The organism is Paenarthrobacter sp. YIM B13468 (genome assembly GCF_042788025.1).
In the GTDB taxonomy this organism is placed as follows: Bacteria; Actinomycetota; Actinomycetes; order Actinomycetales; family Micrococcaceae; genus Arthrobacter; species Arthrobacter aromaticivorans.
Genome location: NZ_JBHZPI010000020.1, coordinates 106,502 through 120,252, shown reverse-complemented (window position 1 = coordinate 120,252; position 13,751 = coordinate 106,502). Strand labels below are relative to the sequence as shown.

Sequence of the window (13,751 nt, the reverse complement as noted above, 5' to 3'; positions counted from 1 at the left end):
AGGATGCGGGAGTCGGTTCCGAGCAGGACGGGGAGGATGTCGGCGTCGCAGGCGATTTTGCGGATGGTGTTGGGGTGCATCGGGCCGGTAAAGGTGGCGGCGCCGGAGCTGAGCCGGGAGTGGTGCGGGTCAGGTCCTGTGCCTGTGGTCTGGGTGGTGGTTGCGCGGGGTGGTGTGGTGGCTGCACCGGCTGGTGTGGCTGTGCTTGGGGTGGGGGCCGGGGCGGTGCGGGTGAGTTTTTGGTAGAGGTCGTGGTGGTTGATGGTGACGGTGAGTTGGGGTCGGAGTCCGCCGTTGGAGGGCAGTTTCCCGGTGGTCATCGCGACGGCGCAGGCTCCGACGAGTCCGTCGAGGAGTTTCTGGGCCCGGGAACGCCGGTCCAGATCCGGTCCGCCTGACCTGTGTTCTGGTCCGGGGTGGAGTGCCGTTCCGGTGCTATCGTCGGTGCTGGTGCTGGTGCTGGTGCTGGTGCTGGTGCTGGTGCTGGTGCTGGTGCTGGTGCTGGTGCTGGTGCTGCCGTCGGATGCGGTGCCGGGCTCGCCGTTGTGCCCCGTGAGTCGTGGGTTGGTGGCGGTGTTCATGGCGGTGGCCAGGGTTTCGTATTGTTCTGCTGTGGCGAAGATTTCGATGTGGTGGAGCCCGTGGCGGCGTCGTCGCCGGAGGAACGCGCCCTGGAGTTGGCGGAGAACTTCTTCGGACGGTTCGGGACCGTCTTGGTCGATCGAATCGACCCAGCGTTTGGCAATTTTGGTGACAAAGTCCGGGTCGGATTCAATGGCCGTCGCGGTAAGGGCTTGTTCCATCCGTGTGATGGTGTTGTCACCGGTGAGCTGCCGGACCTTTTCCAGTGCGGTGCTGATGATCGTCGCGGACCGGGAAGGCACCAGAGCTGAGGAGAGGGCTTCGGCAAGCACTTCGCGCCGTGCCGGGATCTCCTGCCCGGCCATTCCGGCCTGCGGAAGGACGTCGGGTGCGAGGGCGAGCCTGCGACGGGCTTCCCCGATGCTGATCCGCAACCGGGCCCGAAGAAACTCAGCGGCATTCCGGTACCCGTCATCCAGGAAGCTAGCCGTTGCCGTAACCCTCGCATCCGAGGCTGGTTCGGTCCAACCCGTCCGCCACTCGGTCGCCCCAGCCGACGACCCCGGCGCGGCTTGCTGTGCTTCCTTCCGGGTCCTTTCCACCGCCTGCGCCGCGACAACCTGCAAGTACTCCAAAGATCGGGAGATCTCCTCGACCCTGCCGGCAAAGTCGGCGGCCTCAACAAACCCACACAGCCGCGCCGCATCGGCCGCTGCGGACAACCGCAAGGGGTCCAGAAGAGCCGCGCCGTCCTCAAGAAGAGCCGCCATGTCCCGTCCCGTAGCCGGAGGATTCGGATGCCTGATTTCGAAATGGGGGCCCGGCTGGGCAATCTCCGGACCATGGCCGGTCCAAGCTTTCCACTGTGGGTCACGGATCTCGCCGGCGGCGGAGGCCGAGGCGTCTACGGTGTCTGTGGATCTAGCGCCTGTTGGCCCGGTGTCTGTGGATTTGGCGCCTGTTGCCCCGGTGTGCGTGGATTTGGCGCCTGTTGACGCTCTACCCATGGATTTGTCGCCGGCGGGCCCGGTGTCCGTGGATGTGGCGCCTGTTGACGCTCTACCCGTGGCTTTGGCGCCCGCGGGCCCTGAGGCCCGGCCGAACTCGGCCTTGCCGTTGAGTGGCGCAGCGTCGTTGCCCAGCCCACCTGCATTGCCTAGCGCAGCTCTGTTGCCCAGCCCACCTGCATTGCGTAACCCGCCGTGGAAATGGCCGATCCCGCTCATGGACGCCGTCGAACCCTTGAACCCGGCCTTCACCAAGTCCGGCATGCTCAAGAAGCGCTGTGACCGGACCGCGGCCAGGACAGCGACAACAGGGGACGGTTCCGTCCTAAGTGTTGTCAGCTGCTCCGTATCTTCCATGATCAAAATCATTTCATCGGGGTCTGACATTTAAAGAGAACACCTGGAAGGCGGTCCCAATCTCCCGAAAAGAGTTAACAATCAGGCTGCTGTCAGCGCAGCCAAGGCCATCTGCTCCAAGATGGGCCTGGCCGACTTTACCGCGATCTTTCGTCCGTGATGGCGGACGGAGTGAGGGGTGGAATTGATCAGGCCGAAGGCTGCATGCGCCCGGACACGGAGGCCGGCGACATCCGTGTCGGAGTGGATGCGGGCCAGGACGTCCACCCACGTTTCAACGTAGGCGCGTTGCAGGGACCGGACTTCGGCTTGGTCGGTGCTGCTGAGGCTCGCGAAGTCTCGGTCCTGGACACGTATGACGTCCGGGTTGCTCAGCGCAAAGTCCACCTGGAACTGGATCAAGCCCTTCAACGCATCCATGGCGTTCTCCGCTTCCGCGACCACGCGGAGGCCGCCGTCGAGCAGATCGCGGCTGACGCTGAGGAGAAGCTCGCCGAGGACGGCCTGCTTGCCGGGGAAGTGCCGGTAAACGGCAGGCCCGCTGACGCCTGCCGCCGCCCCAAGATCCTCAAGCGAAACCCGCGTGAAGCCATTTTCTGCAAAGAGTCCCGCGGCCGCTGAAAGCAATGCCAGCCGGCGGAGTTCCTTGGCTTGGCCTCGCTGCGTTGCTGGGGCTGGGTTGCTTGCTGGGGCTGGGTTGCTTGCTGGGGCTGGGTTGCGGACAGTGCCTGTTTCCGGGCCTCCGGTCACGTTCTCCTCCTTGGTGCCACTGCCAGGGATGTGGGTTTGCACGGTCCCACTGTGCTGGACATCACAGTTAATAAAGACTAACCTAAATTTCAGTTACGTGGCACTAACCGAAATGGCCTGGGGCCGGGAATGGAACAGTGGTCAATGGAGACAATCGCCAGCTTGGCAGGGCCCGACAGCGGCACCTTTGAAGCCAATCAGGAAGCACAGCTGGCCCTCGTGGGGGAACTGAAGGAACGTCTTGCCGCGGCAGCCCTCGGGGGGCCCGCGAAATCCAGGGAGCGTCACGTCGCTCGAGGCAAACTGCTGCCCCGCGAGCGGATTGACTACCTCTTGGACGAGGGCAGCCCCTTCCTGGAGATAGCGCCCCTGGCCGCCAATGGCATGTACAACGATGATTCGCCGGGCGCAGGAGTGATTGCTGGTATTGGGTTGGTCCATGGCCGGCACGTCCTGGTGATTTCCAACGACGCCACGGTCAAGGGCGGCACGTACTACCCCATGACCGTAAAAAAGCACCTCAGGGCTCAGGAAATTGCCCTGGAAAACAAGCTACCGTGTATCTACCTTGTGGATTCCGGGGGAGCGTTCCTGCCCAAGCAGGATGAGGTTTTCCCCGATAAAGAGCACTTTGGCCGGATCTTCTACAACCAAGCGCGCATGTCGGCAGCCAAGATTCCGCAAATTGCCTCGGTGATGGGTTCGTGCACGGCCGGCGGCGCATATGTGCCGGCTATGAGTGACGAAACAGTGATCGTCCGCAATCAGGGCACTATCTTCCTCGGGGGGCCGCCCCTGGTGAAGGCAGCGATCGGTGAGATTGTCACCGCTGAGGAACTAGGCGGTGGTGACGTGCACTCCAGGATTTCCGGTGTTACGGACCACCTGGCCGAGAACGACCAACACGCGCTGGAAATCGTCCGGGACATCGTTGGCACGTTGCCCAAGCCAGCCACGCCGGCGTGGGACGTGCTCGACGTCGTCCTGCCGCCCGTCGTCGACCCCTCCGGGATTTATGGCGTGGTCCCCACAGACGTCAACGCCCAGTACGACGTCCGCGAAGTAATCGCCCGGCTCGTGGACGGTTCCCAATTCCATGAGTTCAAGAAAAATTACGGCACCACGCTGGTGACCGGATTTGCCCATCTCCACGGACACCCCGTTGGCATCGTGGCGAACAACGGGGTCCTGTTCAGTGAGTCCTCGCTTAAGGGCGCCCACTTCATCGAACTCTGCGATCAACGCGGCATTCCGCTGATCTTCCTGCAGAACCTCTCAGGTTTCATGGTGGGCAAAGACTACGAGCAAGGCGGCATCGCCAAGAACGGCGCAAAGATGGTCACAGCGGTCGCAACAGCGAGGGTCCCCAAACTGACCGTTGTCATTGGCGGCTCCTTCGGCGCCGGAAACTACTCCATGTGCGGGCGGGCCTACTCGCCGCGTTTCCTGTGGATGTGGCCAGCTGCGCGCATTTCAGTGATGGGCGGAAACCAGGCATCCAGTGTCCTGGCAACGGTCAAAAGGGACCAGTTCGAGGCCGCCGGCCAGGAATGGTCAGCCGAGGAAGAAGAGGCCTTCAAGGCTCCCATTAAACAGCAGTACGAGGAACAAGGCAGCCCATATTACTCCACCGCACGGCTTTGGGATGACGGCATCATCGATCCCGCAGACACCCGACGGGTCCTGGGCATGGCCTTGGATGTCGTCTCCCGCCAGCAACTGCCCGAGACCTCCTTCGGTCTCTTCAGGATGTGACTATGACTCTGCCAACCACCACAGCATCGGCCGCCGCCGCCGCGGCGTCCCGTCCGTTCAGGGCCGTCCTCGTTGCCAACCGCGGTGAGATCGCCTGCCGCGTGATCCGAACCCTCAGGGACATGGGCATCCGCTCCATTGCCGTCTATTCGGACGCGGATAAGCACGCCCAGCACGTGGCCCTTGCCGATACCGCAGTGGCCATCGGGGGCACGGCACCCTCGGAGAGCTACTTGAAAATCGACGCCATCATCGATGCCTGCCGCCGCAGCGGTGCGGAGGCGGTCCACCCCGGCTACGGCTTCCTGTCAGAGAATGTGGAGTTCGCCAAAGCCCTTGACGCGGCCGGGATAACGTTCATCGGGCCGGGCATTGACGCCATCGAGGTCATGGGCGACAAGATCCGTTCCAAAAACCACGTCATGGCCTACGACGTCCCGTGCGTACCCGGAATTGCAGTACCCGGCCTCACGGACCAGGAACTGATCCACGCAGCTCCGTCGGTAGGCTTTCCGTTGCTCATCAAGCCCTCGGCAGGTGGCGGCGGCAAAGGAATGCACATCGTCGAGCGGCCCGAAGACATGGCTGCAACGCTGCAGACCGCACGGCGCGTGGCAGCTTCGGCGTTCGGTGATGACACGCTGTTCCTGGAACGGCTCATCAAGGCACCCCGCCACATCGAGGTCCAGGTCCTCGCGGATAACCACGGCAACGTCATCCACCTGGGCGAGCGCGAATGTTCCCTCCAGCGCCGCCATCAGAAAGTGATCGAGGAAGCTCCTTCGGCACTCTTTGAATCGCTGGCGGACGGCCCGGCCGAACGGGCCCGCATTGGAGAAGCAGCCTGCAACGCAGCACGTTCGGTCAAATACAGCGGTGCCGGCACCGTGGAATTCCTGGTGTCCGACGAACATCCCGATGAGTTCTTCTTCATGGAGATGAACACGCGCTTGCAGGTGGAGCACCCCGTCACCGAAATGGTCACCGGGATAGACCTCGTTGAATGGCAGGTGCGCATCGCCGCCGGTGAGCTGCTCACCGTTGCCCAGTCCGACGTCGTTCTTGAAGGCCACGCCGTGGAGGCGCGGGTCTATGCGGAAGTGCCGGAGCGGAACTTCATGCCCTCGATGGGACGCGTTGTTGCGCTGGCCGAGAATGGCGGGGCGGATCCCAAGGTGCTCGGCGAGCAACGCTCCAATGCGAACGTCAGGATCGACTCCGCCATGCGCGAGGACCTTGAGATCACCGGCGACTACGATCCCATGCTGGCCAAGGTCATCGCCTGGGGCGAAAACCGCGCCGCTGCGCTGGACACCTTGGACGCCGCCTTGGGCAGGTACACCCTCCTGGGCTTGGACACGAACGTGGAATATCTCCGGCTGCTGATCAATGATCCTGACGTCCGCGCCGGCCACCTGGATACGGGGCTGATCGAACGCAAGCTGCCGTCCATGGAGTTCAGGCACCCAGGCGCCAACGAGTTGATCGCCGCCGCCCTAACGCTGTGGTTCGAAAAGAAGGCAAACCCTGGGGCTGCTGCAAACGCCAGCAACGCCTGGAGTTCGCCGGACTCTTGGCGGGTGGGTGCCCGCGGCGCATGGAGTGCCACGTTCGGCCTGCCCGGCGGCGGCACCTCCACCGTTGCTTTGATTGAGGACTCCGGCATCTTCTCGGCAACCATCGACGGCGGCCCTGACGCGGGCCGTTCGGCCAAAGTCAACGCCGTGGAACGGACCGGGGAGGGCATCGTCCTGGAGATCGACGGCGGTCGCCTCACCTATGCGGTTGGCCTATCACCGGCCGGGACGAGCGGGATCCGCGGGATCTACCTTGGCAACGACGGCTGGTCCTGCCACCTGGAAGTCCTGAACCGCGCAGAACGTCTTCACAGGATGCTCGCAGGCATCCAGCGCGAAGATGGTGCTGCAGATCCGGAGGTGCGCTCGCCGATGCCCGGAACTGTGGTTTCCGTGGCAGTGGCCAACGGAGACGTGGTCAAAGAGGGGCAGCCGCTCCTGGCGGTGGAAGCCATGAAAATGGAGCACCAATTGGTGGCAACGGTTTCCGGAACCGTCCACCTCACCAGCAAACCGGGCGATCTGGTCAAAGCCGACCAGGTACTCGCCACTATTCACGCAGCAGACCCTCTCGAAGGGCGCGCAGAGACAGACAAACCCGCAGCGTCAGACAAGGAAGTCCAGCCATGAGCAGTTTTGACCTTAACGAGGAATACCAGGACCTCAGTGATTCCGTCCGCGAATTCGCCGACGAAGTGGTGGCACCCGTATCTGCCAAACACGATGAAGAACACAGCTTCCCTTATGAAGTGGTCAAGCAGATGGGGGAAATGGGGCTGTTCGGCCTACCGTTCCCGGAGGAGTTCGGTGGAATGGGCGGAGACTACTTCGCCTTGGCGCTGGCTCTGGAGCAGTTGGGCCGGGTAGACCAGTCCGTGGCAATCACGCTTGAGGCTGGCGTGTCACTCGGCGCCATGCCGGTGTACCGTTTCGGCACGCAGGAACAGAAGGAGCGCTGGCTTCCGGAGTTGGCATCGGGACGATCCTTGGCCGGATTCGGGTTGACCGAGCGTGAGGCAGGTTCCGATGCAGGCGGTACCAAGACCCACGCCCACATAGACAACGGGGAATGGGTCATCAACGGCAATAAGGAGTTCATCACGAACTCCGGCACGGACATCACCACTTTGGTGACCGTCACTGCTGTCACCGGCAAGACGGAAAACTCCGACGGCAGTCCCAGGAAAGAAATATCCACCATCCTGGTGCCCACCGAAACCACGGGCTTCAAGGCTGAGAGGGCCTACAACAAGGTGGGCTGGAATGCGTCGGACACGCATCCACTGACTTTGGACAATGTCCGGGTTCCTGAAGCGAACCTCCTGGGCCAGCGGGGCAGGGGATACGCCAACTTCCTGTCGATCCTTGACGAGGGTCGCATTGCCATTGCCGCCTTGGGCACGGGGGCGGCCCAGGGTTGCGTGGACCTTTCGGTGAAGTACGCCAAGGAACGCAGCGCCTTTGGCCAGAACATCGGCAAGTACCAGGCCATCCAATTCAAGATCGCAAGGATGCAGGCGAGGGCCCATACGGCTCGTTTGGCCTATTACGATGCAGCAGCGAGAATGCTGGCTGGCAAGCCGTTCAAGACTGAAGCGGCCATCGCTAAGATGGTCGCAGGCGAGGCAGCCATGGACAACGCACGGGACGCCACCCAGGTGTTCGGTGGCTATGGCTTCATCAACGAGTTCACAGTGGCGCGCCATTACCGCGACTCCAAGATTCTTGAAGTCGGGGAAGGCACCACTGAGGTCCAGTTGATGCTCATCGCCCGCGAGCTGGGTCTGTAACCGTACGGGAAGGATCAAGGATGATTGACAAGGTTGTTGCCAGCGCTGCGGAAGCGGTGAAGGACATCCCGGACGGCGCCTCGCTCGCTGTCGGTGGTTTTGGCTTATGCGGCATCCCCGTATCGCTGATCGACGCGCTCCACAGCCAGGGCACGACCGACCTGGAGACCGTGAGCAACAACTGTGGCGTGGACGATTGGGGCCTCGGAATCCTCCTGAAGGATGGACGGATCCGCCGCACCATCAGCTCATATGTAGGTGAAAACAAGGAGTTTGCCAGGCAGTACCTCGCCGGCGAACTGGAGGTGGTCCTCACCCCGCAGGGCACCCTTGCCGAGAAACTACGCGCAGGGGGTGCCGGCATTCCCGCCTTTTATACAAAGGCTGGTGTGGGAACGCAGGTCTCCGAGGGCGGCTTGCCACAAAAGTACGACGCCGAAGGGAACGTTGCGATCGCCTCGGCCCCCAAGGAGGTGCGCACCTTCCAGGACGCCGACTACGTACTGGAAGAATCACTGACGCCTGACTTCGGGCTGGTCCATGCGTGGAAGGGCGACCGCCATGGCAACCTCGTTTTCCATGCCACAGCCATGAACTTCAACCCCCTCTGCGCCATGGCCGCCAAGACAACGATTGCCGAGGTCGAAGAGCTCGTGGAAACCGGCGAGCTGGACCCGGAACACATCCATACGCCTGGCATTTTCGTGCAAAGAGTGGTGGTGGCTCCCACAACGGAGAAACGGATTGAGAAACGGACGGTGGCTCTGAGCACGAGCCAGACGACTGGCCAGGCGACCGGGCAGGCAGGTGCAGCACAGTGAACGACAACTCGTACCAGGACATCCCGCCCCGTCCCGAAGCCGTGCGTCACGAGTACCGACGTGCCGACGTCGACCATCACGAAGCCAAAGGCTGGAGCCGCAACGAACTTGCTGCGCGGGTAGCCCATGAACTCACCAACGGCCAGTACGTGAACCTGGGGATTGGGATGCCCACCCTGATCCCCAACTACATTCCTGCGGGCGTTGAAGTGATCCTCCATTCCGAGAACGGCATCCTTGGCGTCGGGCCTTATCCGGCCGAGGACCAGATTGATCCGGACCTCATCAACGCCGGCAAGGAAACTGTCACCATCAAACCAGGCGCCGCGTTCTTCGATTCGGCCTCGTCCTTTGGCATGATCCGGGGCGGCCACGTGGATGTGGCGGTCCTGGGTGCCATGGAAGTGGCCGCCAACGGCGATCTTGCCAACTGGATGATCCCCGGAAAGATGGTCAAGGGCATGGGTGGGGCCATGGACCTCGTGTTCGGCGCAAAGAAGGTGATCGTCATGATGGAGCATGTGGACCGCAACGGCAGGCCCAAGATCGTCAAGGACTGCACCCTGCCCCTCACGGGCAAAGGCTGCGTGGACCGGATCATCACCGACCTCGCCGTGATCGACGTCGTCAAGGACGAAGGTGAGCCGCGCCTGGTCCTTCGCGAGCTGGCCCCCAACGTCACTTTGGACGACGTCGTGGCTGCCACCGGGGCCGAACTCTTCGAAGAGGACCAGGAACTCACCGTATGACGCGTGTTGTTGAGCAGCGTGGACTGTACTTCGATGAGCTTGAAGAGGGCGTGATCTACGCCCACAAACCCGGACGAACCGTGACGGAGACGGACAATGTCCTGTTCACTACCTTGACCATGAACACCCAGGCGCTGCACTTGGACGCAGCCTGGAGCTCACAGCAACCGTTCGGGCAGCGGTTGATGAATTCGATGTTCACCTTGTCCACGATGGTGGGGCAGTCGGTGACCCAGCTGACGCAGGGCACCATCATCGCCCAACTGGGGCTGACGGATGTCACCTTTCCCCACCCGCTGTATCACGGGGATACCCTGTACACGGAAACGGTGATCACCGCCAAACGGTTGTCGTCCTCGCGTCCTGGCCAGGGTGTGGTGACTATGCAACATACTGGCAGGAACCAGGACGGAGTGGTGGTGGCACTTGCCACGCGGACCTGCTTGATGTGGACCCAGGAAGCACACGCCGCACAGTCCTAGGCTGTTTTCCGCACTTGTCAGCATTCCACCAGCAAGGAACCCTCTATGTCTTCTCCCGACTCTTCCCTCCGCGGTGCGGTTACACCGTTCATCATGGGGCCGGCACTCCTCTTCTGCCCTGCTGATCGGCCGGAACGCTTCGGCAAGGCGGCGGAGCGCTCGGACGCCGTGATCCTGGACCTCGAAGATGCCGTGGCTCCGGGGGACAAGCAGCGGGCCCGGGGCGCGATCCTCGCGCAGCTCGGATCCGAAGGAGACACTGCTGAGCTGGACCCGAGCCGGACGATTATCCGCGTCAATCCGGTGGGCTCCGCGGAATTCGAAAAGGACCTGCACAGCCTGGCGCACACGCCCTACCGCACTGTCATGCTCGCCAAGGCGGAGAGCGCCGCGCAGCTCAGGGCACTTGAGGGCTACCGCGTGATCGCACTCTGTGAAACGGCGGCAGGCATCGTCAATGCTTCAGCTATCGCCGCGGAACCCAACGTGGTTGCCTTGATGTGGGGCGCCGAGGACCTGCTGGCTTCCCTGGGCGGTCTGTCCAGCCGGAACGACGACGGCGGCTACCGGGCCGTGGCCCTGCACGCACGGTCCGCTGTGCTGCTTGCAGCCAAAGCGGCCGGCAAGGAAGCCATCGACTCCGTGTACGTGAACATCCCCGATCTCCAGGGCCTGTCTGTGGAATCCCTTGACGCGGTGGCCAGCGGCTTCGGTGCAAAGGCGTGCATCCACCCCAGCCAGGTGGCAACCGTTCGGGAAGCCTACGCACCCACGCCGGAAGCCGTGACCGAGGCCGCCGAGCTTCTCGATGCAGCATCCGCGGCCGGAACGGGCGTCTTCCAGTTCAAAGGCAAGATGATCGATGGCCCCATCCTCAAACACGCCGAGGCAACACTGCGCCGCGCTCGTCACTAACGACGAATCCGGCCCTCGTTCGCCCAACACCCCGCAGAACGGTGAGGTGAGCGAACAAGGGCCGGATTTGTGGCCGGGCGGGATGTTTGGCGGCGGCCGGAACGTTAGGCGCGTACCGGCGTCGAAAGTTCTGCCAGTTCCACCATGTCCGGACGCTTGACGGTGCTCTGGATAGCTACGGCCTGTCCTGTCTTGGCGGATTCCAGCACAGACTCCATGACCTCAAGGGCATGGAAGGCAAGTTTGCCGCCGGCGCGGGGCTCTTGTCCCACCGGGGTGGCTGACAGATCAGCGATGCCAAAGCCGCGGCCGGCGTCCACGTAGCCAGCGGATACGGGCAGCGTTTTCCAGTCCCCGGCGCCTAGCTCGAACAGCTGCACATCGCCGTCGAAGTGGTTGGGGTCCGGAACAACGAGCGAACCCTTCTCCCCGTGGATTTCGATGTTGGGACTCTTTGTCTGGACGGCGTCGAAGCTCATGAACAGCGTCGACAGTGCTCCGGACGCGTGTACCAGTACACCGGTAACGTGGGAATCGATAGCCACCGGTACTTTTTGCCCTTGGCGGGGACCGGAACCGATGGTGCGTTCGTTGCGCGTATGGCTGGCTGCGCCCACCACCGACACGACGGGCCCAAGCAACGTGACCAGCGCGGACACGTAGTAGGGGCCCATGTCCAGCAGCGGCCCGCCACCGGGCTGGTAATAGAAGTCCGGATTCGGATGCCAGCGTTCATGCCCTGGCGTGGCCATCGTGGCTGTCGCCGAAACAGGAGCGCCAATCAGGCCGTCGTCGATCGCTTTTCGGGCGGTCTGGATACCGGTGCCGAGGACAGTATCCGGAGCGCATCCCACAGTCACTCCTGCGGCATCTGCCGCCTCAAGTACTTGCCGGGCCTCGGCCGTGGTTGCAGCCAACGGCTTCTCGCCATAAACGGACTTGCCCGCCGCGATTGCCTTGAGCGCGATCTCAGCATGCGCTGCCGGAATGGTCAGGTTGAGGACAAGTTCGACGTCGTCCGCCTCAAGCAGCTCATCCACGCCCAATGCACGGACGCCGTCGTAGGAGTCGGCAACTGCCTGGGCGCGGGCGGGATCGAGGTCCGCGACGGCCACGAGGTTGATGGAATCCAGCCGACGGAAGTTTGCCAGGTATTGGGCGATGATGGCGCCGCAGCCAATGATTCCTACATTTAGCGGCTTGCCCACAGCATGCCCCTTTCGATGATCGTGCGGACGTTGCTGTCCTGGAGGATTTCCACGCGGTGGCCCGGAGTGGAGACGAAAATTCTTCCCTTGCCCCATTGCCTGGTCCAAATGGCGGGGGAGGTGACCTCACGGTTCCACGGGTCCCATTCGCGGACTTTCTGCGTAGTGGTCGCCAGGACATCGATGTAGTCATCGGCCAGAACCCAATACTGCTCGGTGACGAGGTCGAAGTCGGCGATTCCCTGCGTAATGGGGTGCTCTGCTGCGGCCGGGAGCATGTTCACCGTGTAGGGAACATAGTTATCCGACTGTTCGCCGATCCGTTCGTCCTCGTGCTTGCCCGGGTGGCAGGCGAACTGGCCCCCGATCAAGTGCAGGTAGTCCGAGGTGTTGCGGTAGGAATCGGCGATCCCACCATGCCATCCGGCAAGCCCAGTGCCATTTTCGACCGCCGTGCGGAGCCCCTCGAACTCGTCCTTTTCGATGGTGGACATCGTCATGCACTGCACGATGAGGTCCACTCCGGCCATGTATTCAGTGTCCGCGTAGATTTTGGGGGATTCCTCCACCCTGACCTCAAAGCCGTTCTCTTTGAGGAAGGGGAGGAACAATTCGGTGGCTTCCACCGGCTGGTGTCCGTCCCAGCCCCCTCGAACCACAAGTGCGGTCTTACTCTTGGTTGTCATGTTTTCCTTCGTATTCGTAAACGTCCGGGTGAGTCTGGTGGTTCTTCGAAAGCGCGTTCAGCGGGCGGCGAAGGCGGCATCGAAAGCTGCTGCCGGGGGCCGGATAGCAGCCAGTCGGCGGACCATGTCCAACGCTTCCGGAGCGCCGATCAGCCGGTCCATACCCGCGTCTTCCCATTCGATGCTGGTGGGTCCGGCATACCCGATCGAGTTGAGCATCCGGAAAATGGGTTCCCAGTTCACGTCTCCATGGCCTGCGGTGACGAAATCCCAGCCACGGCGCGGATCCGCCCAGGGCAGGTGGGATCCAAGGCGACCGTTGCGTCCATTGAGTTGGCGCACGGACTCCTTCACATGGACATGAAAGATCTTGTCCGCGAAGTCCTGGAGGAACATCACCGGGTCCAGGTCCTGCCAGATGAAGTGGGAGGGGTCAAAGTTCAGGCCAAAACTGTCCCTGTGCCCGATCGCGTCCAGTGTGCGTTTGGCCGTCCAGTAGTCGTAGGCGATCTCCGAAGGATGGACTTCCAAGGCATAACGGACTCCTACCTCGTCAAAGACATCCAGAATGGGGTTCCAACGGTCTGCGAAGTCCTGGTAGCCGCGCTCGATCATGCCTTCTGAAGCCGGCGGGAACATCGCAACGCACTTCCAGATGGACGAGCCAGTGAACCCCGTGACGGTTTTCACGCCAAGCCTTGCCGCCGCACGTGCCGTGGTCTTCATCGCTTCGGCAGCACGCTGACGGACGCCCTCAGGATCGCCGTCGCCCCACACGTCTGGGGCCAGGATGTCCCGGTGACGTTCATCGATGGGGTCATCGCACACTGCTTGTCCGGTGAGGTGATTGGCGATCGCGTGGACCGAGAGGCTGTGCTTCCCCAGGATGTCCAGCCTGCTTTGAAGATACGAGTCGTCCTCGACGATGCGCCGGGGATCCAGATGATCGCCCCAGCAGGCAATCTCCAGGCCGTCGAAGCCCCACTCGCCAGCCAGGCGCGCTACTTCCTCAAACGGCAGGTCGGCCCACTGGCCGGTAAAAAGGGTGATGGGTCGGGTCATGATGATTCCT

The 13,751-nt window shown here is 62.5% G+C and carries 12 protein-coding genes; 7 read left to right on the top strand and 5 right to left on the bottom strand.

What is annotated here, in order from left to right; all coding sequences use genetic code 11:
- Positions 1-1,976 (bottom strand): DUF222 domain-containing protein (locus tag ACFX4T_RS18495; RefSeq protein ID WP_377653199.1); only part of this gene is annotated, 1,976 nt, incomplete at its 3' end.
- 51 nt (positions 1,977-2,027) lie between these two features.
- A complete protein-coding gene (locus ACFX4T_RS18490) occupies positions 2,028-2,696 on the bottom strand; it encodes a TetR/AcrR family transcriptional regulator (protein WP_377653204.1) in 669 nt (222 codons plus the stop codon).
- Positions 2,697-2,840: 144 nt separating this feature from the next.
- Between ACFX4T_RS18490 and ACFX4T_RS18485 the strand changes: the two genes are divergently transcribed.
- The 7 genes from ACFX4T_RS18485 to ACFX4T_RS18455 are packed head-to-tail and all read left to right on the top strand — an operon-like array spanning position 2,841 to position 10,785.
- Positions 2,841-4,451, top strand: a complete 1,611-nt coding sequence (locus ACFX4T_RS18485) for a carboxyl transferase domain-containing protein (protein ID WP_377653197.1) — start codon at positions 2,841-2,843, stop codon at positions 4,449-4,451.
- 2 nt (positions 4,452-4,453) lie between these two features.
- On the top strand, positions 4,454-6,658 hold the full coding sequence (locus ACFX4T_RS18480; protein ID WP_377653195.1) for a biotin carboxylase N-terminal domain-containing protein: 2,205 nt from the start codon (positions 4,454-4,456) through the stop codon (positions 6,656-6,658).
- The gene (locus ACFX4T_RS18475; protein WP_377653193.1) at positions 6,655-7,818 is read left to right on the top strand and encodes an acyl-CoA dehydrogenase family protein; all 1,164 of its coding nucleotides are present in this window, start codon (positions 6,655-6,657) and stop codon (positions 7,816-7,818) included. Before ACFX4T_RS18480 ends, ACFX4T_RS18475 begins: the two co-directional genes overlap by 4 nt.
- Positions 7,819-7,838: 20 nt before the next feature.
- Positions 7,839-8,639 carry a CoA transferase subunit A gene (locus ACFX4T_RS18470; protein ID WP_377653191.1) on the top strand — a complete coding sequence of 267 codons (801 nt, stop codon included), beginning with the start codon at positions 7,839-7,841 and terminating at the stop codon, positions 8,637-8,639.
- Positions 8,636-9,388 carry a CoA transferase subunit B gene (locus ACFX4T_RS18465; protein WP_377653189.1) on the top strand — a complete coding sequence of 251 codons (753 nt, stop codon included), beginning with the start codon at positions 8,636-8,638 and terminating at the stop codon, positions 9,386-9,388. The genes ACFX4T_RS18470 and ACFX4T_RS18465 overlap by 4 nt, the downstream gene beginning before the upstream one ends.
- On the top strand, positions 9,385-9,870 hold the full coding sequence (locus tag ACFX4T_RS18460; protein ID WP_216925313.1) for a MaoC family dehydratase: 486 nt from the start codon (positions 9,385-9,387) through the stop codon (positions 9,868-9,870). Before ACFX4T_RS18465 ends, ACFX4T_RS18460 begins: the two co-directional genes overlap by 4 nt.
- A 45-nt stretch (positions 9,871-9,915) precedes the next feature.
- Positions 9,916-10,785, top strand: coding sequence for a CoA ester lyase (locus ACFX4T_RS18455; RefSeq protein WP_216925312.1), 870 nt, complete (start codon positions 9,916-9,918; stop codon positions 10,783-10,785).
- A gap of 104 nt (positions 10,786-10,889) precedes the next feature.
- On the opposite strand, the gene ACFX4T_RS18450 is transcribed toward ACFX4T_RS18455, so the two are convergent.
- From ACFX4T_RS18450 to ACFX4T_RS18440, 3 genes are read right to left on the bottom strand one after another with little or no spacing between them, the layout of a single operon-like run.
- A complete protein-coding gene (locus ACFX4T_RS18450; RefSeq protein ID WP_377653186.1) occupies positions 10,890-11,993 on the bottom strand; it encodes a Gfo/Idh/MocA family protein in 1,104 nt (367 codons plus the stop codon).
- Entirely contained in the window at positions 11,978-12,679 is a 702-nt protein-coding gene (locus tag ACFX4T_RS18445; protein ID WP_216925310.1) for a ThuA domain-containing protein, read from the bottom strand. Before ACFX4T_RS18445 ends, ACFX4T_RS18450 begins: the two co-directional genes overlap by 16 nt.
- Positions 12,680-12,736: 57 nt before the next feature.
- Positions 12,737-13,741, bottom strand: coding sequence for a sugar phosphate isomerase/epimerase family protein (locus ACFX4T_RS18440; protein WP_377653184.1), 1,005 nt, complete (start codon positions 13,739-13,741; stop codon positions 12,737-12,739).
- Between the last annotated feature and the right edge of the window lie 10 nt (positions 13,742-13,751).

Excerpts from the sequence above, each read along its gene's own strand:
- ACFX4T_RS18485 (WP_377653197.1), top strand. The coding sequence starts at position 2,841 with ATGGAGACAATCGCCAGCTTGGCAGGGCCCGACAGCGGCACCTTTGAA.
- ACFX4T_RS18480 (WP_377653195.1), top strand. The coding sequence starts at position 4,454 with ATGACTCTGCCAACCACCACAGCATCGGCCGCCGCCGCCGCGGCGTCC.
- ACFX4T_RS18475 (WP_377653193.1), top strand. The coding sequence starts at position 6,655 with ATGAGCAGTTTTGACCTTAACGAGGAATACCAGGACCTCAGTGATTCC.
- ACFX4T_RS18470 (WP_377653191.1), top strand. The coding sequence starts at position 7,839 with ATGATTGACAAGGTTGTTGCCAGCGCTGCGGAAGCGGTGAAGGACATC.
- ACFX4T_RS18460 (WP_216925313.1), top strand. The coding sequence starts at position 9,385 with ATGACGCGTGTTGTTGAGCAGCGTGGACTGTACTTCGATGAGCTTGAA.
- ACFX4T_RS18455 (WP_216925312.1), top strand. The coding sequence starts at position 9,916 with ATGTCTTCTCCCGACTCTTCCCTCCGCGGTGCGGTTACACCGTTCATC.
- ACFX4T_RS18445 (WP_216925310.1), bottom strand. The coding sequence starts at position 12,679 with ATGACAACCAAGAGTAAGACCGCACTTGTGGTTCGAGGGGGCTGGGAC.
- ACFX4T_RS18440 (WP_377653184.1), bottom strand. The coding sequence starts at position 13,741 with ATGACCCGACCCATCACCCTTTTTACCGGCCAGTGGGCCGACCTGCCG.